Below are 15,741 nucleotides of genomic sequence, written 5' to 3'. Positions count from 1 at the left end.
CCCGAGGAGAACCATGTGGATCCGACGTTGCGGGCAGGGGCTGCTCGTGCTGGCCGGACTGATCAATACCGTGCCTGGGCTCGGCGCACTGTCGGCACAGAAAGCCTATGCGGCATACGGAATTTCGCCGACCGACCCGGAAGTGGCGGTGCTGCTGCGGCATCGTGCGGTGCTGTTCGCCATCGTGGGGATCGCGCTGGTCGTCGGCGCCTTCCGGCCGCGTCTGCGGGCGGCGGCGGTGGGTGCGAATGCCGTCAGTTTCGCCGGATTCTTGGCGATCGTCCTCGCCGAGCGCCCGGTGAACACGGAACTGGAGCGGGTGGCGATGTTCGACGTCGTGGGTGCGGTGGCGCTGGCGGCCGGAATTGTCCTGGTGCGCAAGGGGAGTGACGTCGAGGAGGTCGCGAAATGAGGAGTCTGGTGCTGGCCGCGGCCGGAATGTTCTTCGCGGGCATGGGAATCTACGCCCTGGCGGTACCCGCGGCCCTGGCGAAGCCGTTTCGCCTCACCGTCGACACCGCCGTGAGCCGGTCGGAGATCCGCGCGGTCTACGGCGGATTCGGGCTCGCGATGGCCGCACTCCTGGGATGGTCGGCGTCCGGCACCGATGATCTGCGGAGCGGCGCCGCGATAACGGTGGGTGTGGCGCTGGCGGGGATGGCGGCCGGGCGGGTGCTGTCCCGGTTGGCCGACAGCGCCACGTCGTTCTATCCGATCTGGTTCTACTGCCTCGTCGAGGCGGTCGGCGCGGCGGCCGTCCTGGCCGTCGCGTGAGCGTGCGACCATGGCGTCCATGTCCGCGACCCTGCCCGCTCGCACCGCTCGGACGGTGTGGCTGTGGGCCGGTCACGCGGCATATCTGGGCCCGTCTTTTCATCTCGACACGCATTCGACCCCGGTGCATTGCTTCGCGCTCGGCGTCGACGGCCCGTTCACCGTCGCGACGCCGGAAGGCGGTGCGCGCCGCAGACGGAGCGTGCTGGTCCCGGCGCGCACCACCCACCGGATCGATGCCGGCGACGGGCGCATGCTGTTCTTCTACGTGGACCCGCGATCCGCCCACGCCGATCGCCTGCGCGCCGCGATGAGCGACGCGTCGGAGCCGATCGCCACAACCCATCGTGCCGAGGCCGAGTTGCTCGCCGAGTTGCACCGCGGTGCCGACCCGGACGAACTGCACCGGATCCTGCTGGGCGGCGGCGATTCGAGCATCGTCGACGAGCGGATCCGGCGGGCCATGAACGCGATCGTCGACAACCCGGGCGCGGATCTCGCCGCCGCGGACCTGGCCGCCGCGGCCGGACTGTCCACCTCGCGTTTCCTGCACCTGTTCGCCGCCGGTGCCGGCACCAGCTTCCGCCGCTACCGCCTGTGGGCCCGGATGCTCTCGGTAGCCGCCGCCATCGCCGCGGGCAGCGACCTCACCCGCGCCGCCACCGACGCCGGTTTCGCCTCCCCCAGCCACTTCAGCGACACCTTCCGCGCCATGTTCGGCCTCACCGCAACAACCCTCCTGTCCCAGGGCACCACCATCGTGGTGCGTCGATAGCCGGTGGGTGCACTCACCCGGCCATGCCTCATCGATCGGAGCGGCGGAGCTCCCACACCACATCGACACCTACCTCGCCGGGCGTCAACGGATCGCGAGGCGGTGTGCGGCGGCCGATTTCGGTGAAGCCGAGGCGGCGCGGAACCCGCCCGCTGGCGGTATTCGCCCGGTCGTGCCAGATCTGCACGAGGTCGACACCGGGCAGGGCGAGGGCCTGATGCACGAGCGCCGCGGCGGCGGAGGTGGCGTATCCGCGGCCGGTGTGCGCGGGATGCAGCCAGTAGCCGATCTCCAGGCTGTCGGGGCCGAGCCGCTTCTCCAAGCCGCACATCCCGACCACCTCGCCGGAAACCGTGACGGCGTAGGAATACGCGTCTCCCGACTCCCAGTTCCGGTGCGTCTCCGCGACGAACTTCGCGAGCGCCGATCGTGGGTGCTCGCCGTCCGGTGAGACCCAGCCCATCCACGGCCGCAGGTGGTCCAGCGACTGGTTCACGACGCGGTACAGCGCTTCCGTGTCGGCGCTCCGCAGCCGCCGCAGCCGCACGTTGCCGGATACGAGAACTTCTTCCGGACGCTTCATGCCGTCATGCTCGTCGCGAAAATCACGCGCGACAAGCGAATTGATCGCTGGTGCTACGGGGCCTCGACGTCAGGTCCTGCGGCGGTGGCTGTTTCGGGGGCGGCGATGAAATCCATGCCGGCCGAGATGTGCAGGGGAGTGCGGTCGGAGGAGTTGGTGACGACGCAGGCCGCGGCGAGGAGCAGGACGCTGGCGACGGTGAGGCCGATGCCGATCAGGGCGCCTATCCGGGAATCTCGTGACGGTTGTGGTGGAACCGGCTGCGGCGGGTGGGGGCGGCGGCGTGTGGTGGACCGGCGGACGGCGGGACGTTCGCAGCAGCGGTGCGCCGTCTCGGCGGGATTACCGGCGCAGGCGAAACCGTCCCTGTGGGAACGGGATCCGGGTGCATGCCGGTATCGCTGTGGGGCGGGTTCATTCGGTGCAGTCATTGTCATTGCCCCTTCGGCATCGGCTGCCCGTCCGGACTCCCTTGCAAGGGTAACGACTTCCGTGCACATCTGTCGCGACATGTTCTCAACGGTGGGCAACACGCCGCGCCGGGAAGACGCGGCGAACGGCTGACCGGCACGGGCCGAATCGAGGCCATCCCGGCCCGTATGTGCCACGAATACCCTTCGACCACACCTGCTTTCGAACATCAGAGGGTGGCCTCGTGCCGGAAGGCGGAGCACATGGTTCAGGAACTGGTCGTTTCCGTGGCGGCCGCGGCCGTGGCGGTGGTCGTGCTGGTGGCAGGCGCCCGGCTGCGCCCCAGGTCGTGGCAGACGACGGGCGAGGACGCCGCCGGGGAGCTGGTCCTCGACGTCGTGAAGAACTTCTTCATCGCGGTCGTCGCCTTCATCGTGGTGCTGTGCTGGCAGCAGTACGACAATGCCCAGACCCACACCGTGGCCGAGGCGAAGGCGCTGGTGAACACGTATTGGATCGCCCACGCACTGCCGGAGCCGGATCACGGGAAGATTCAGGGACTGGTCCGGGACTACACCCAGCAGGTCGTCGGCGACGAGTGGGCGTCGATGAACAAGGAGGGCACGCTCAGCCGGTCGGCGCAGGCAACCCTCGATGCCCTGCGCGACTCCGTGCAATCGATGCAGTCCGCCGACCCGGATGTCGCCGATCTACGCACCAAGGCGCTGGAGCAGCTGGATCAGGTCGCCGACGCCCGCCACGAACGTGAGATCGACGTCCGGCGCACCGTACCCGGATTCCTGGACATAGCACTGATTTTCGGGACGATCCTGCTGTTGCTGAGCCCCGTGTTCTCCGGGATCAAGGTGTCGGCGAGCAGCATCCTGATGATCGCGCTGCTCGGTGTGGTGGTCGGTCTCACGCTGCTGGAGATCCGCAATCTGGATCGGCCGTTCTCGGGCTCCACCGTCGTACCTCGCGACGCCTACGAGTACGCCCTGGCGCGTTATCAGCAGATCGAGTAGCCGAGAGGTATACGGATGAGATTCGTCTATCCCGTAACACGAGGGGCCGCAGTCGGATTCGTCGTCGCAGCCGTGTCGGCGGTCGTGCTGGCCGGTCCGTCCGCAGCGGATCCGGCCGAAACTTCATGGCCGCCGATCGGTGAAATCGTCAGCGGCAGTGCGGCTCCCGGACCTGCCGACAGTGTGGATACGGAGAGTTCGCTGAGTCTCGGGCCGGTACCACAGTCGTCGAGTGGCTTCGCCCTCGGAAGCAGCTCCGGCAGCGGCTATTCCACCATCGTCGGCTCTGCCTCCGACACCATCACCGACGCGGGTTCACGGGTCGAAGTGCCGACCCCGGACTCCGGCGAGAGCCTTTCCACAACGGTGCACCGCGTCGTGGCCGAAACGACCACACCAGCCGAGTCCTTCGCCCCGGATTCCGGAAGTGTCGGAACCGCCTGTGCCGGAAGCGCCGTCGTCGGCAGCTCGATGACGCTGTCCGGATTGCTCACGGGCAGCAGTCTCGTGCCCGGGGTGATCGGCACGGGCTCCGGCGGTTCGGGAATCGGGAGCGCTGCCGTCGGCAGCGCCGTCACGGGCAGCGCCCTGCTGACCTGCCTGCTGTTGCTGCCGCGCCCGCCCGAACTCGAGATACCGCTCCGCCCGCCGGCGCTCCCGGATGCTCCGCGCATGGCGCCACCCGCCGCGTCCGCCCCAGCCGCCCCACCACCCGCGGCGCTGCCCGCCACGGCTCCGGATACCCCCGCACCGCCCCGTCCGCGCGACCCGCCGGACACCGCCGCCCTGCCCGAACATCACCGCGCGTGGAGTATCACGATCCTGATGGCGGTGCTGCTGATCACCGTGCTGGCCACCGCCCGCGGCCGCGTGGCTCGCCTGCGGTGACGCCCGGGCGTCTAGGGTTTCCACCGTGGGTGAACGAGAACTTCTGGAGGCCTACGTCGCCGCGGCCGGGCTGATGCAGCTGTCGACACTCTGCGCGGACGGCACGCCGGTGGTGTGCACCGTCTGGTACGTGCCCACCTTCCGCCCCGACCGCCTGCACTTCGTCTCCCGCACCGATCGGGTGCACTCGAACAACATCCGGCGCGATCCGGCCGTCGCCGGGGCGATACTCGACAACCCGCCGTCCGAACTCGGTCGGACGGCCCGCGGCGTCTCGTTCACCGGCCGCGCCACGCAGCTGCCCGGCACCGGGGTCGACGCCGAGGTCCGCGCGTTCGTGGCGCGCTGGCCGAACGCGGCCGGGGTGCTCGACGCCATGCCCGAGGGCGCGTCCCGGATGTACGAAATCGACGTCGAGAGCTGGGTGCTGTTCGACGAGGAGAACTTCCGGGGCGGGCCGCGCCGCGAGGTCTCGGCGCTCTGACGGCGGCTACCTCGAATACAGCTTGAAGAACTCGCGGGGACGCACCTCGCGCTCGTCGAAGTCGGCGTCCACATCGGGTTTGCCGCCGACCGACGCGAAGGCCGCCGAGTACAGCTCCTCCGACTCCCAGTGCGCGGCCGAGACGACGGCGGTGCCGTCCTCGGTCGCCCAGCAGTCGACCCCCAGGCATCCCTCGGTCCGAATCAGGAAGTCCCGGACCTCGTGGACGCGGCCGACGAACTCCTCGAAGTGCGCCGGTCCGGGGTAGTGGAATGCGACGAAACCTACGGACATCTTCTTCTCCTCTTCTCGGTCCGGGAGCCGTCTCCCGGATAACAGTTGTGCAGCAATGGTTTTCGCTCGCCCGATCGATCAGCGGGCCGCGAACCGCTCGATACCCGCCCGCAGCGCGCGGACGAGGGGGCTCCACCGCGCCGGTGTGCGGACCGTGCCGGTCACCTCGCGCTCCGCCCGGTCGAGGGAGTCCTCGAGGCAGGCGTCGTGCATGCGGCGGAACACCAGCGGCCAGGTGAACCGCGCGGGGCCCCGTGCGCGCATGGCCAGCAGATGCCGCAGCTCGGCCGTTCCATCGCCGCCGGGGTGGACGGTGAATTCGTGGAATCCGTCGAAGCCGCGCGGGCCGGTGAACCGGAACCGGATCCAGCGCCCCGGCTGGTACCCCTCGACGGTGTAGCGCACGGGCCCGTGCCCGCCGACCGCGCCGACGCCGAGCGGGCGGTCGAAGCGCATCGGTGGCCAGCTGTCCTGCGGCCAGAGCCGGTCGTCAACGCCCGCGAGCGAGTCGATCAGCCCGCCGACCTCGTCCTCGGCCACCGGCAGCTGCCGGGAGTGGATATTGACCACGGCCATCCTCGTCACCTTCCTTCGAGGTTCTGAAATGTTCGCTCTAGAACGAATTAGAGCATATGTTCCATATCTGAAGAAAGGCTCCGGCGGCATGACCCGCGCCACTTCGGCCGCCCCCTCCGCTGCGGGCGGGGGAATAAGGTTGTGGCCGTGGACCTTCTGGACAGACTGCATCTGGACGTACCGGTGGCCCAGGCGGGAATGGGCGGGCAGCTCGCGGGCGCCGACCTGGCGGCGGCCGTGGCCGCGGCGGGGGGACTGGGAACCATCGGGCTGATGTCGCCCGCGCGACTGCGGGCGGCGATCGCCCGGGTCCGCGAGGAGGCTCCGGGCCGAGCGGTCGCGGTGAACCTGCTGATGCCGTTCGTGCGCCGCGGTCATGTGCGGCTGTGCATCGATGAGCGGGTCGACGTGGCGGTGGTCGCGTTCGGCGGCGACGAGGCGCTCGTGCGGGAGCTGCGCGACGCCGGGATCTTCGTCGTCGTCATGGTCGGCACCGGCGACGAGGCCCGCCAGGCCGTGGTGTGGGGTGCCGACTGCCTGATCGCCCAGGGCCGGGAGGCCGGTGGACATCTGGTGGGAACCGTTGCGGCGCTGGACTTTCTACCCCAGGCGCTATCGATCGCCCGCGGCCGCCCGGTGCTGCTGGCCGGGGGCATCGCGACCGGCGCGGACACGCTCGCCGCGGTATCGGCCGGGGCGGCGGGAGTCGTTGCGGGAACACGGTTTCTGCTGACGGACGAATCCGGCGCGCACGCCGAATACCGGCGCCGCGTCATCGCGGCGCGAGAAACCGTGGAGACCACGCTGTTCGGCTTCGGCTGGCCCGCGCGCCATCGCGTGATACCGAATGCGGCGACCGAACGCTGGTGTCGCGCGGACGGCACGCCGCGCCGAATTCCGGCGCTGCTCAACGCGCCCAGCGCCGCCGCGGCCCGATACTCGCCCCAGGGCAGCGAACGGGCATTGGTGCGGCTGCAGCACCCCCGCCTGCCGCTGTTCAGCCCGGCCTCACCCCTCGCCGGTATGCCCGCGGACTGGGCCGACCGATCCGCGCTCTACGCAGGCGAATCCGCGCTCCGCATCTCGCGAGTCGTGCCCGCGAAGCAGGCGGTCGCGGAACTGGCGGGGGCATGACAGTGCGACGGGGGATACCGATCCGCTGACAACACCCCTGCACAGCGCTACTGTCCGAACACATTCCGAGGTGATAGGGCGGCGCATCGGCGAACCCGAAGTCCGCACCGGATCACTCGTATACCTCGAGGACAGGAGAGCGCGTTGAGGTATCTACGACTTGGTGCGATAACGACGGCGGCGGTGCTGGCCACAAGCCTGGCGCTGACCGGATGCTCGTCGGGCGGCGGTGATACCGACCTGGTCACCGTGAACGGCGCCGAACCGCAGAATCCGCTGGTGCCGACCAATACCAACGAGAACATGGGCGGCCGGGTGGTGGACCGGTTGTTTGCCGGACTGAAGTACTACGACGCGAACGGCAAGGCGCACAACGAGTTGGCGCAGTCGATCGAGTCGACCGACCGCCAGCACTACAGGATCACGATCAAACCGGACGAGAAGTTCACCGACGGCACCGCGGTGACGGCGAAATCCTTTGTCGACGCGTGGAATTACGGCGCGCTCGCCACCAACGGCCAGAATCAGAACTGGGCGTTCTCCTCGATCGCGGGCTACGACGACGTTTCGGCGGATCCGCCCAAGGCGCAGACGATGTCGGGTCTGAAGGTCGTCGACGACCGCACCTTCACCGTGGACCTGAAGCAGCCGTCGGGCGACTTCGAACTCTCGATGGGATTCGCCCCGTTCTACCCGATGCCGGAGTCCGCGTACCGGGATATGAAGGCGTACGGCGAGAACCCGATCGGCAACGGCCCGTACAAGTTCGCGGAGCCCGGTGCCTGGCAGCACAACGTCAAGATCGACCTGGTCCCGAATCCCGACTATCACGGCGGCCGGGCGCCGAAGAACAAGGGCCTGCGGTTCGTGACGTACCAGTCCTACGACACCGCCTACTCCGACCTGCTGGCCGGTAATCTCGACGCGCTGGACACCATGCCGTCGAGCGCGCTGACCACGTACAAGGACGACCTGGGCGACCGGGCCATCAGCAAGCCGACGGCGCAGAACGAGCGCATCGGCATCCAGCCGAACCTGCCGCACTTCGGTGGCGAGGAGGGTCTGCTCCGGCGTAAAGCGCTGTCCATGGCCATCAATCGGCAGCAGATCTGCGACACCATCTGGAGCGGGACGAAGACCCCGGCGCGCGACTACACCGCCACCACGCTGCAGGGGTTCCGCCCCGACCTGCCCGGTGTCCAGACCCTCGAGTACAACCCGGCCGAGGCCAAAAAGCTGTGGGCCCAGGCCGATTCGATGGCGCTCTGGTCGGGGCGGTTCGAGATCGCCTACAACACCGACGGCGGCCATCAGGCGTGGCTCGAGGCGGTCGCGAACAGCATCAAGAACACGCTGGGAATCGAGGCGGTCGCGGTGCCGTATCCGACCTTCAAACAGATCCGGGACCTCGTGCACTCCCGCACCATCGGCAAGGCGTTCCGGTACGGCTGGCAGGGCGACTATCCCTCGATGCTGCAGTTCCTGACCTCGAATTTCCTCTCGGGCTCGGAGACCAACGACGTCGACTACGCGGATCCCGAGTTCGACCGGTTCCTCAACGCGGCCCTGGCCGCGCCCACGCCGGAGGAGTCCTACCAGCAGATCGCCCAGGCGCAGACCGTGCTGATTCGCGATATGGCCGACATTCCGATTCTCAACTACATCTCGAACGCGGGCCGATCGGAAAAGGTCACGCAGGCACCGCTGGCCTGGAACGGACTTTTCGACTTCGAGAACATCGAGAAATAGGGGTATCGGTGGCGCCGCCCCGGCGGCCGTGTGATGCGCGTCGCCGCAGCTCGAAAGCCTGCGGCGGCGTGAATATGTTCACAGTGGCGCGGTCGGCGGCGGAGCGAATCGGCGAGCTGACCGCTATTCGCTGTACCGTCGCATGTGACCTCCGAAGTAATCGCGAAGGCGAACCACGCCGATGTGACAGCGGTTACCCGGCGCGCGCTGACGGGCCGTGCACGGGCGTGGTCCGCGACGCTGCTGGCCGCGGTGCCGTCCGCGGCGTTGATGACGGTGCTGCTCTACGGGCTGGGCATGGCGGTGGGGCTCGGTACTCCCGCCGCCGTTCCGGTGGGGTGGTTCCTCGTGTGTGCGGCCTGGAGCGTGGCGTGTTTCCTGGGCGCGGAGCGCGGCGTGTTGTTGCCGCTGTTCGGTCTGCGCTCCCCGACGGACGATGAACGACTCGTCCTGACCAAGGCGTGGCACCGGGTCGCGCACGAGTCCGGCGTCTCCGCTTCGTCCTATTCGCTGTGGGTGCGGACGGGCCGCCGCGACGGCGTCCTGCCGGACCGGATGATCGCGGTGGACGCCGGATCGGTCGAGGGGCTGGAACGGCGGGAACTCGAGGCGGTGCTCATTCACGAGCTCGGCCATCGCCGGCAGGGCCGGGCGGCGTTGTGGCAGTTCGTATTCCGCTGCTACAACGCGCCGGTTGTGCTGGGCGAGCGGGCCTTGCTCGCGGGTCCCGTGGCCGTCGGGGACTGGCTCGCCGACCGGGTGCCGCCCCGCAGCTCCCGCCCCTTCCTCCTGGTCTGGACCGCGGTGAGCAGGGTGCTGGTGGCCTGCCCGGTCGTGGCGATGTCGACGCTGATCGTCGGGCTACCGGTGGCCCTGCTCCTGCGGCTTGCGCCGGAGCTGGCGGCATTGGCGCTGGTCCCGATCGTGCACCGAGCCGAACACCGCGCCGACGCGGTGGCCGTGGACCTGGGGTACGGGCCCGACCTCTGCGCCGTGCTGCGGTACCGGGAAATCCCGGAGGACGAAGAGGCGTCGCCGAGCCGCCTGTCCGTCTCGGCCGTGGTGCTGGGCACCTCGCCCGACGAACGAGTGGGCCGGATTCGCGACCGGCTCGACGATCAGGCGAGGCGCCGGCGCGGTGCGTGGCAGTCGGCGCACTGAGAGGTGCGGCAGCGATCCTTTCGGCCCTAGCTACCCATGGAGCACACCGTATTAGGTTGGGGAGCAGTGAGTTCGATGAGGTATCGGTCGGCGGCGCCTCTGGTGCAGGCGTTTCGGCGGTAGACGCCGTGGCCCCAGCCGTCGTAGGTGAGCAGCACCGACCGCGGGGTGTTCGCGGCGACGCCGATGGCCCATTCGTACGGCGTGGCCGGGTCGTGGCGCGAGTTCATCAGGAGAACGGTTGGCGCATCGGTGATCCGGGGGCGGTGCGGCGCATTCGGTGGCGGCGGCCAGCCCGAGCAGATACTCCCCGCGACCCAGGCGAAGTGGGAGCGTAGGGTGCCGGCGTTCTGCTTCTGCTCGACCCACAGTCGCTCCCACTGCGCCTGATCGCGGATGCCGGACGGCCAGTCGGAACAGGCGATCAGCTCCGGTGCCTGCACCGGTTGACCCCGCCGCTGCGGTACCGGCTCGGTCACCGGTGTCGGCGGGCGATTGCTCAGCTCGTTCAAATCGGCTGCCAGGCGCGACCATTCGGGTTCTTCGAGATATCCGAGGGCGAACCTGCTCAGCGCCAGCGGACCCAGCGCCGTGCCGTCCGGTCCCGACAGCTCGCCGCGGACCGCGCGTTCGTACAACGCGTCGAACAGTGCGGGAACGTCCTTGCCGTGCAGCGCGCAACTGGTCTCCCGGTCACACCACGACACGAATCCGGCAAACGAGTCCCCGGCCGCCCGGGCCTCGCTGGCAAGGAACTCGGGCCCGTTCAGGCTGTGGTCGTCGACGCTGTCGAGAACCATGGCGCGGACGCGCTGCGGGAACAGTTCCAGATACGCCTGCCCGGACATGGTCCCGTAGGACGGGCCGTACAGGCTGACCGTGTTCTCGCCCAGGGCATTTCGCAGCGCGTCGACGTCTCGTGCCACGCTCACTCCGTCGAGATGGTCGAACAGGGGACCGGTGTACTGCCGACAGCTGTCGGCGAGATCGCGTGCGTAGGAGATGACCTCGGAGAACCGGGCACCGGTATCGGGCTCGAGGTTGGGCCGCGCCGAGGCCAGGCCGATATCGCACCGGACCGGGTGGCTGCGCTTCACGCCGCGCGGGTCGAGGGTGACGATATCGAACCGCCGGTGCAGCTCCGGGCTGAAGCGGTCGTCGTTCAGTAGTTCGTCCACACCGGAGGTTCCGGGACCGCCGGGCAGGTGGATCAGCGTGCCGATCCGGCCCGGCTCCTGAGTCCGCTTCCGCGCCACCGCCATATCGATGGTCGGTCCGCCGGGGTCCGACCAGTCCACCGGCACGGCGATCGTCGCGCACTCCACCTGTGCGTTCTCGGCACACGGCCGCCAATCCGGACTCGGCGCCCGGCTCTCGGCGGTGGTGGTGCACGCGGCCAGCGCGGCGGACGCGCTCACCAGGGCCAGGACGAGGGGAAATACGCTGCGGCGTAACTGCATGCGCGGAGCATCTCCCGCCCGGACCCCCGCGGACATCACCGCAGAGGACGATCGGCCCTCACCCTCCGGTAGGGGGTGCCGCCGCGGATGAGGGATAGGTCCGATCGCAACGGGGGCGCCGCGCCGAGGACCCCCGGCTCGATCAGCGGCGCACCTCGTCGACGGGGATCGGCCGCCGCTCCCGCCGCGACAGCTCGCAGGCCTCGGCGATGTAGAACGCCTCCAGCGCATCTCGTGGTGTGCAAGGGTTTTCGATCCTGCCCGTGGCGACGTCGGTGAACACCGTCAGCTCTTCGGTATAGGCGCGGCGGAACCGATCCATGAAACCCGGGTAGGCAGGGAACGGCGAAGCCGGGTAATCGGGCTCGACCGAGCGCAGCGGAGCGCGATCGTCCAGTCCGACAACGGCATTGCCCTTGCTGCCCAGCACCTCCAGCCGGACGTCGTACCCGGCGCCGTTGTAGCGGCTCAGCGAAACCGTCGCCAGCGCACCGTCGTCCATGCGCAGCAGCACCGCGGCCGTGTCGACGTCCCCGGCGTCGGCGAAGAACCGCTCGCCCCGGTTGCCCCCGAGCACGAACACCTCGGTCACCTCCCGCCCGGTGACCCAGCGGATGATGTCGAAATCGTGCACCCCGCAGTCGCGGAACAGGCCACCGGAACGCGGAATGTACTCCGCGGGCGGCGGAGCGGGATCGAGGGTGGTGGCGCGCAGGGTGTGCAGCCAGCCCAGCTCCCCGGAGGACGCCGCCGCGCGGGCCGCGACGTATCCGGCGTCGAAGCGCCGCTGAAAGCCGATCTGCACCGGCACCGTGGAGGTTTCGACGTGGTCGATCACCTCGAGCGTGCCCGCGATATCGGCGGCGACGGGCTTCTCACAGAAGACGGGAATGCCCCGGTCGACGGCCGCGAGGATGAGTTCGGGATGCGAGTCGGTGGCGGTGGCGATCACCAAACCCGCGATATCGGCCCCGAGCACGGCCTCGATATCCGGGGCGAACTCCACGCCGAGCTTGGTCGCGGTGGTGCGGGCGCGCTCGGTATCGGCGTCGGTCACGACGACACCCGAGATGCCCGGGAGGGCCTTCAGGGTCTCGGCATGCGCGGTGCCGATGCGGCCGGTGCCGGCGAGTCCCAACCTGATCGTCATGCGTGGCTCCTGTCGGTGCGGCGTCGAGGGCACCGCTATTACCGAAAGCGGTGCGGCGTACTGGTTTTCAACTTCTGGGTGCCGCCGTGGTCGCGCGGACGACCAGCGATGGCTGCACGCGCCGGCGGACCGGCTCGGTGCGGCCGTCGCGCAGGCGCTCGACCAGTGCCTCCACGGCCAACCGGCCGATATCGATGCGAGGCTGATCGATGGTGGTCAGCGCCACGTGCCGCAGTGCGGCCAGCGACGTGTTGTCGTAGCCGACGATGGAGACGTCCTGCGGGACCCGCAGCCCCGCCTCCTCCAGCGCGGACATCGCACCGACCGCGTTGAAGTCGTTCCCGCAGACCAGCGCGGTGGGAAAGTGGCCGGGCGAGAACACCTTCAGCAGTTTGCGCACCGCGGCCATACCGGCCGCGTCGGTATGTTCGCTCGGGATGACCATGGGTTCCAGGCCGTGACCGTCCATCGCCGCCAGGTATCCCTTGCGCCGCGGTGTGGCCGAGAAGGCCGCGCCGCCGTCGAAGTGCACGATCCGCCGATGCCCCAGCGCCACCAGGTGATCGACGGCCAGTGCGACGCCGACCTCGCCGTCGTCGTTGACGGTGTCGATATTGGCGACCGTCGAGCTCCGCGACACCAGGACCACCGGGCACTGATAGGCGGCCTCCCGGATCGCCGCCGCGGGCAGTACCGGTGACAGCAGGATGACCCCGCCGGGCCGGAACGCCTGCAGGCTGTCCAGCGCGGTGCGCTCGCGGGCGGCGCTGCGGCGGCCGGTGTTCAGGATGAGCTCCAGCCCGGCCTGCTGCGCCGCGGTGTCCATACCCTCGACCACGTCGGCGAAGAAGGCGTTGCGCAGGTCGGAGACCATCACGCCGACGATGTTGGAGGTGCGGCTGGCCAGCGATCGCGCCATCGCATGGGGTTGGTAGCCGAGATCCTTCGCCGCCTGCAGCACCGCGCGGCGGCGATGTTCGCTCACCTTCGGCGACCCGCGCATGACGAGCGAGACCAGCGCGCGGGAGACGCCCGCTTGCGCGGCAACATCTTCCATCGTCGGTCGCGTCATCGCGGGTGGCCTCCTGGGGTGCATCGAACGCGGCGAGCGGGGCGCGCGTGTTGGACGTTACAGCGTCGACGCGGGCGGATCAATAGAGCGCTCTAATTGCCGAATTTCGACACTGCGCGGGCAGGTGTTTTGCCTCGAACTTCGAATATTTATCGAGGTAGAGCCATTTTTTCGACACGGTGCCGGGCCCTTGACATTACCGTGATCCACGGTTACATAGTTGGAGCGCTCCAATCTTTCGGAGCGCTCCCTTCGCACATCGACCCGCCGGAGAAGTTCCGATGACCGAACCGCTGCACCCGCTCCGCGTCGCCGCCGCACCGATCTCCTGGGGAGTCTGCGAAGTCCCGGGCTGGGGCCACGTGCTCGATGCGGGCACCGTCCTGGCCGAGATGGCCGCACTGGGTCTGACCGCAACCGAATTCGGCCCGCCCGGCTATCTGCCGCGCGAGCCCGCGGCGGTGCGCGCACTGCTCGGCCCCTTCGGCATCGACGTGATCGGCGGCTTCCTGGCGCTGCCGCTGCATCGCGAGCCCGGCCGCGCCATTGCCGCCGCGCGCACCGGCGCCGCGCTGCTCGCGGCCACCGGCGCCGAGGTGCTGGTACTCGCCGCGGCCACCGGCGACCGGGGCTACGACACGCGCTCGCCGCTCAGCGATTACGAATGGCGCACCCTCGTCGACACCGCCGCCACCCTCGGCGATATCGCCGCCGAACACGGGCTGCGCGCGGTGCTGCACCCGCATGTCGGCACGCATGTGGAGACCGAGCCCGAGGTGGAGCGCTTCCTCGCCGACTCCGATCTCGACCTCTGCCTGGACACCGGGCATCTCCTGGTGGGTGGCACCGATCCGGTCCGGTTGGCACGCCGTCACGCCGACCGGATCGGCCACATTCACCTCAAGGATGTGCGAAACGCCCTCGCCGACGAGATCCGCAGCGGAACAATGGAATACAGCCAGGCCGTGCGGCGGGGGCTGTATGCCCCGCTGGGGGAGGGGGACGTCGATATCGAGACCCTGGTGCGCTGCGCACAGGCGGCGGGCTACCGGGGTTGGTATGTGATCGAGCAGGACACGGCGCTGGAGCCGGGGGATACCGCCGACGGACCCAGCCGCGACACCGCCCGCAGCCTGCACTATCTGGCGGGCCTGGGCGCCGCGCGCACATCCGCTCGAATATAGGTAGGAGCCCATGACAACGAGGTCGCGACCCAACCGACACCATGGCCGGTGGCGGCGCTTGCTGCCCTGGCTCGCCGCGGGGCTGGCGCTGGCCGCGTGCAGCGGGCCGGGCGCCGACGCGCCGGTCTCCGAGACCCAGACCCCGGTCGCCGCAGGCACACTCGACTCCGTTGCGGTCGTCACGCACGGCACGCCCGGCGACGCGTTCTGGAACGTGGTGAAGAACGGCGCCCAGGCCGCGGGCGAGAAGCTGGGCATCCGAGTCGAATACAACTCCGACGGTGACCCGGGGCAGCAGGCCAAGCTGGTCGACAACGCGGTGGCGCAGGGCGTCGGCGGGCTGGTGGTGTCGATGGCGAACCCGGAGGCGTTGCGCCCCTCGGTGGAACGCGCTGTCGCGGCGGGCATCCCGGTGGTGACCATCAACTCCGGCGAGGCCGACAGCGCGGCCTCCGGGGCGATCGGGCACGTCGGCCAGAGCGAGCGCTCCGCGGGTGAGGCCGCGGGCAGGAGGCTGCGAGACGCCGGAAAGAGCAAGATGCTCTGCGTGATTCACGAGGCGGGCAATGTCAGCGCCGCCGAGCGCTGCGGCGGCGCCATCCAGGGCTTCGGCAACGCGGGGACGCTGCAGGTCGACATCAACAACCCGACCGACGCGCAGGCCCGCATCAGGGGCGCCCTGGAGGCCGATCGCTCCATCGACGCGGTGCTGACGCTGAATTCGCAGATCGCGGCGCGCGCGGTCGCGGCGGCCGGGGAGCTGCGGTCGAATGCGACGGTGGCCACCTTCGACCTGAATCCCGATGTGGTGGACGCGATCCGGGCCGGAAAGCTGCTGTTCGCCGTCGACCAGCAGCAGTACGAGCAGGGCTATCTCCCGGTGGTGATGCTGCAGCTGTACCGGACCAACCTGAACACCGTCGGCGGCGGACGGCCGGTGCAGACGGGCCCGGCCTTCGTCGACTCCGGCAACGTCGATGCCATCGCCAAGCTCGTGGCGCAGGGCACCCGGTGAGACAGG

18 protein-coding genes are annotated in these 15,741 nt (G+C 69.4%); 11 read left to right on the top strand and 7 right to left on the bottom strand.

The window, feature by feature from the left end; all coding sequences use genetic code 11:
- Positions 1-13 precede the first annotated feature (13 nt).
- The 3 genes from NM1_RS03755 to NM1_RS03745 are packed head-to-tail and all read left to right on the top strand — an operon-like array spanning position 14 to position 1,549.
- Positions 14-412 (top strand): hypothetical protein, encoded by a 399-nt coding sequence (locus NM1_RS03755; protein ID WP_068013830.1) that lies wholly within the window; start codon positions 14-16, stop codon positions 410-412.
- Entirely contained in the window at positions 409-774 is a 366-nt protein-coding gene (locus tag NM1_RS03750) for a DUF4345 family protein (protein WP_068013828.1), read from the top strand. The genes NM1_RS03755 and NM1_RS03750 overlap by 4 nt, the downstream gene beginning before the upstream one ends.
- A gap of 19 nt (positions 775-793) precedes the next feature.
- Positions 794-1,549, top strand: a complete 756-nt coding sequence (locus NM1_RS03745) for a helix-turn-helix domain-containing protein (protein ID WP_068013972.1) — start codon at positions 794-796, stop codon at positions 1,547-1,549.
- Between the two features lie 28 nt (positions 1,550-1,577).
- Here the strand turns inward: NM1_RS03745 and NM1_RS03740 are convergent, their stop codons facing one another.
- Together NM1_RS03740 and NM1_RS41850 are read right to left on the bottom strand one after the other, a co-directional pair.
- Complete coding sequence (locus NM1_RS03740) at positions 1,578-2,132, bottom strand: GNAT family N-acetyltransferase (RefSeq protein WP_068013826.1); 555 nt, start codon at positions 2,130-2,132, stop codon at positions 1,578-1,580.
- Positions 2,133-2,185: 53 nt separating this feature from the next.
- Entirely contained in the window at positions 2,186-2,563 is a 378-nt protein-coding gene (locus NM1_RS41850) for a hypothetical protein (RefSeq protein ID WP_147289019.1), read from the bottom strand.
- A gap of 243 nt (positions 2,564-2,806) precedes the next feature.
- Between NM1_RS41850 and NM1_RS03735 the strand changes: the two genes are divergently transcribed.
- Genes NM1_RS03735 through NM1_RS03725 form a run of 3 tightly spaced genes read left to right on the top strand, consistent with a single transcriptional unit; the run spans position 2,807 to position 4,940 of the window.
- Positions 2,807-3,568, top strand: coding sequence for a bestrophin-like domain (locus NM1_RS03735; RefSeq protein ID WP_068013970.1), 762 nt, complete (start codon positions 2,807-2,809; stop codon positions 3,566-3,568).
- A gap of 15 nt (positions 3,569-3,583) precedes the next feature.
- Complete coding sequence (locus tag NM1_RS03730) at positions 3,584-4,456, top strand: hypothetical protein (RefSeq protein WP_068013823.1); 873 nt, start codon at positions 3,584-3,586, stop codon at positions 4,454-4,456.
- Between the two features lie 25 nt (positions 4,457-4,481).
- Positions 4,482-4,940: a pyridoxamine 5'-phosphate oxidase family protein gene (locus NM1_RS03725; protein WP_068013821.1), complete on the top strand. Its 459-nt coding sequence runs from the start codon at positions 4,482-4,484 to the stop codon at positions 4,938-4,940.
- A gap of 6 nt (positions 4,941-4,946) precedes the next feature.
- On the opposite strand, the gene NM1_RS03720 is transcribed toward NM1_RS03725, so the two are convergent.
- Both NM1_RS03720 and NM1_RS03715 read right to left on the bottom strand, forming a co-directional pair.
- On the bottom strand, positions 4,947-5,234 hold the full coding sequence (locus NM1_RS03720) for an antibiotic biosynthesis monooxygenase (protein ID WP_068013819.1): 288 nt from the start codon (positions 5,232-5,234) through the stop codon (positions 4,947-4,949).
- A gap of 78 nt (positions 5,235-5,312) precedes the next feature.
- Positions 5,313-5,810: an SRPBCC family protein gene (locus NM1_RS03715; RefSeq protein WP_068013817.1), complete on the bottom strand. Its 498-nt coding sequence runs from the start codon at positions 5,808-5,810 to the stop codon at positions 5,313-5,315.
- Positions 5,811-5,957: 147 nt separating this feature from the next.
- Here NM1_RS03715 and NM1_RS03710 point away from each other — a divergent pair, with 147 nt between their 5' ends.
- The 3 genes from NM1_RS03710 (at position 5,958) to NM1_RS03700 (ending at position 9,854) form a co-directional block, all read left to right on the top strand.
- Positions 5,958-6,944, top strand: coding sequence for an NAD(P)H-dependent flavin oxidoreductase (locus tag NM1_RS03710; RefSeq protein WP_068013967.1), 987 nt, complete (start codon positions 5,958-5,960; stop codon positions 6,942-6,944).
- Between the two features lie 144 nt (positions 6,945-7,088).
- A complete protein-coding gene (locus NM1_RS03705) occupies positions 7,089-8,693 on the top strand; it encodes a peptide ABC transporter substrate-binding protein (RefSeq protein WP_246011423.1) in 1,605 nt (534 codons plus the stop codon).
- 144 nt (positions 8,694-8,837) lie between these two features.
- Positions 8,838-9,854, top strand: a complete 1,017-nt coding sequence (locus NM1_RS03700; protein WP_068013815.1) for a M48 family metalloprotease — start codon at positions 8,838-8,840, stop codon at positions 9,852-9,854.
- 26 nt (positions 9,855-9,880) lie between these two features.
- On the opposite strand, the gene NM1_RS03695 is transcribed toward NM1_RS03700, so the two are convergent.
- From NM1_RS03695 to NM1_RS03685, 3 genes are all read right to left on the bottom strand, one after another.
- On the bottom strand, positions 9,881-11,314 hold the full coding sequence (locus tag NM1_RS03695) for an alpha/beta hydrolase (protein WP_068013813.1): 1,434 nt from the start codon (positions 11,312-11,314) through the stop codon (positions 9,881-9,883).
- 142 nt (positions 11,315-11,456) lie between these two features.
- A complete protein-coding gene (locus NM1_RS03690) occupies positions 11,457-12,464 on the bottom strand; it encodes a Gfo/Idh/MocA family protein (protein WP_068013811.1) in 1,008 nt (335 codons plus the stop codon).
- A gap of 67 nt (positions 12,465-12,531) precedes the next feature.
- The gene (locus tag NM1_RS03685; RefSeq protein ID WP_068013809.1) at positions 12,532-13,536 is read right to left on the bottom strand and encodes a LacI family DNA-binding transcriptional regulator; all 1,005 of its coding nucleotides are present in this window, start codon (positions 13,534-13,536) and stop codon (positions 12,532-12,534) included.
- A 281-nt stretch (positions 13,537-13,817) separates the two neighbouring features.
- Between NM1_RS03685 and NM1_RS03680 the strand changes: the two genes are divergently transcribed.
- Both NM1_RS03680 and NM1_RS03675 read left to right on the top strand, forming a co-directional pair.
- Positions 13,818-14,720 (top strand): TIM barrel protein, encoded by a 903-nt coding sequence (locus NM1_RS03680; protein WP_068013808.1) that lies wholly within the window; start codon positions 13,818-13,820, stop codon positions 14,718-14,720.
- A 10-nt stretch (positions 14,721-14,730) separates the two neighbouring features.
- Complete coding sequence (locus NM1_RS03675) at positions 14,731-15,735, top strand: substrate-binding domain-containing protein (protein WP_068013806.1); 1,005 nt, start codon at positions 14,731-14,733, stop codon at positions 15,733-15,735.
- Positions 15,736-15,741: the final 6 nt, after the last annotated feature.

It is taken from the genome of Nocardia mexicana NBRC 108244, assembly GCF_001613165.1.
In the GTDB taxonomy this organism is placed as follows: domain Bacteria; phylum Actinomycetota; class Actinomycetes; order Mycobacteriales; family Mycobacteriaceae; genus Nocardia; species Nocardia mexicana.
This window is presented reverse-complemented; position numbering and strand designations above follow the sequence as displayed.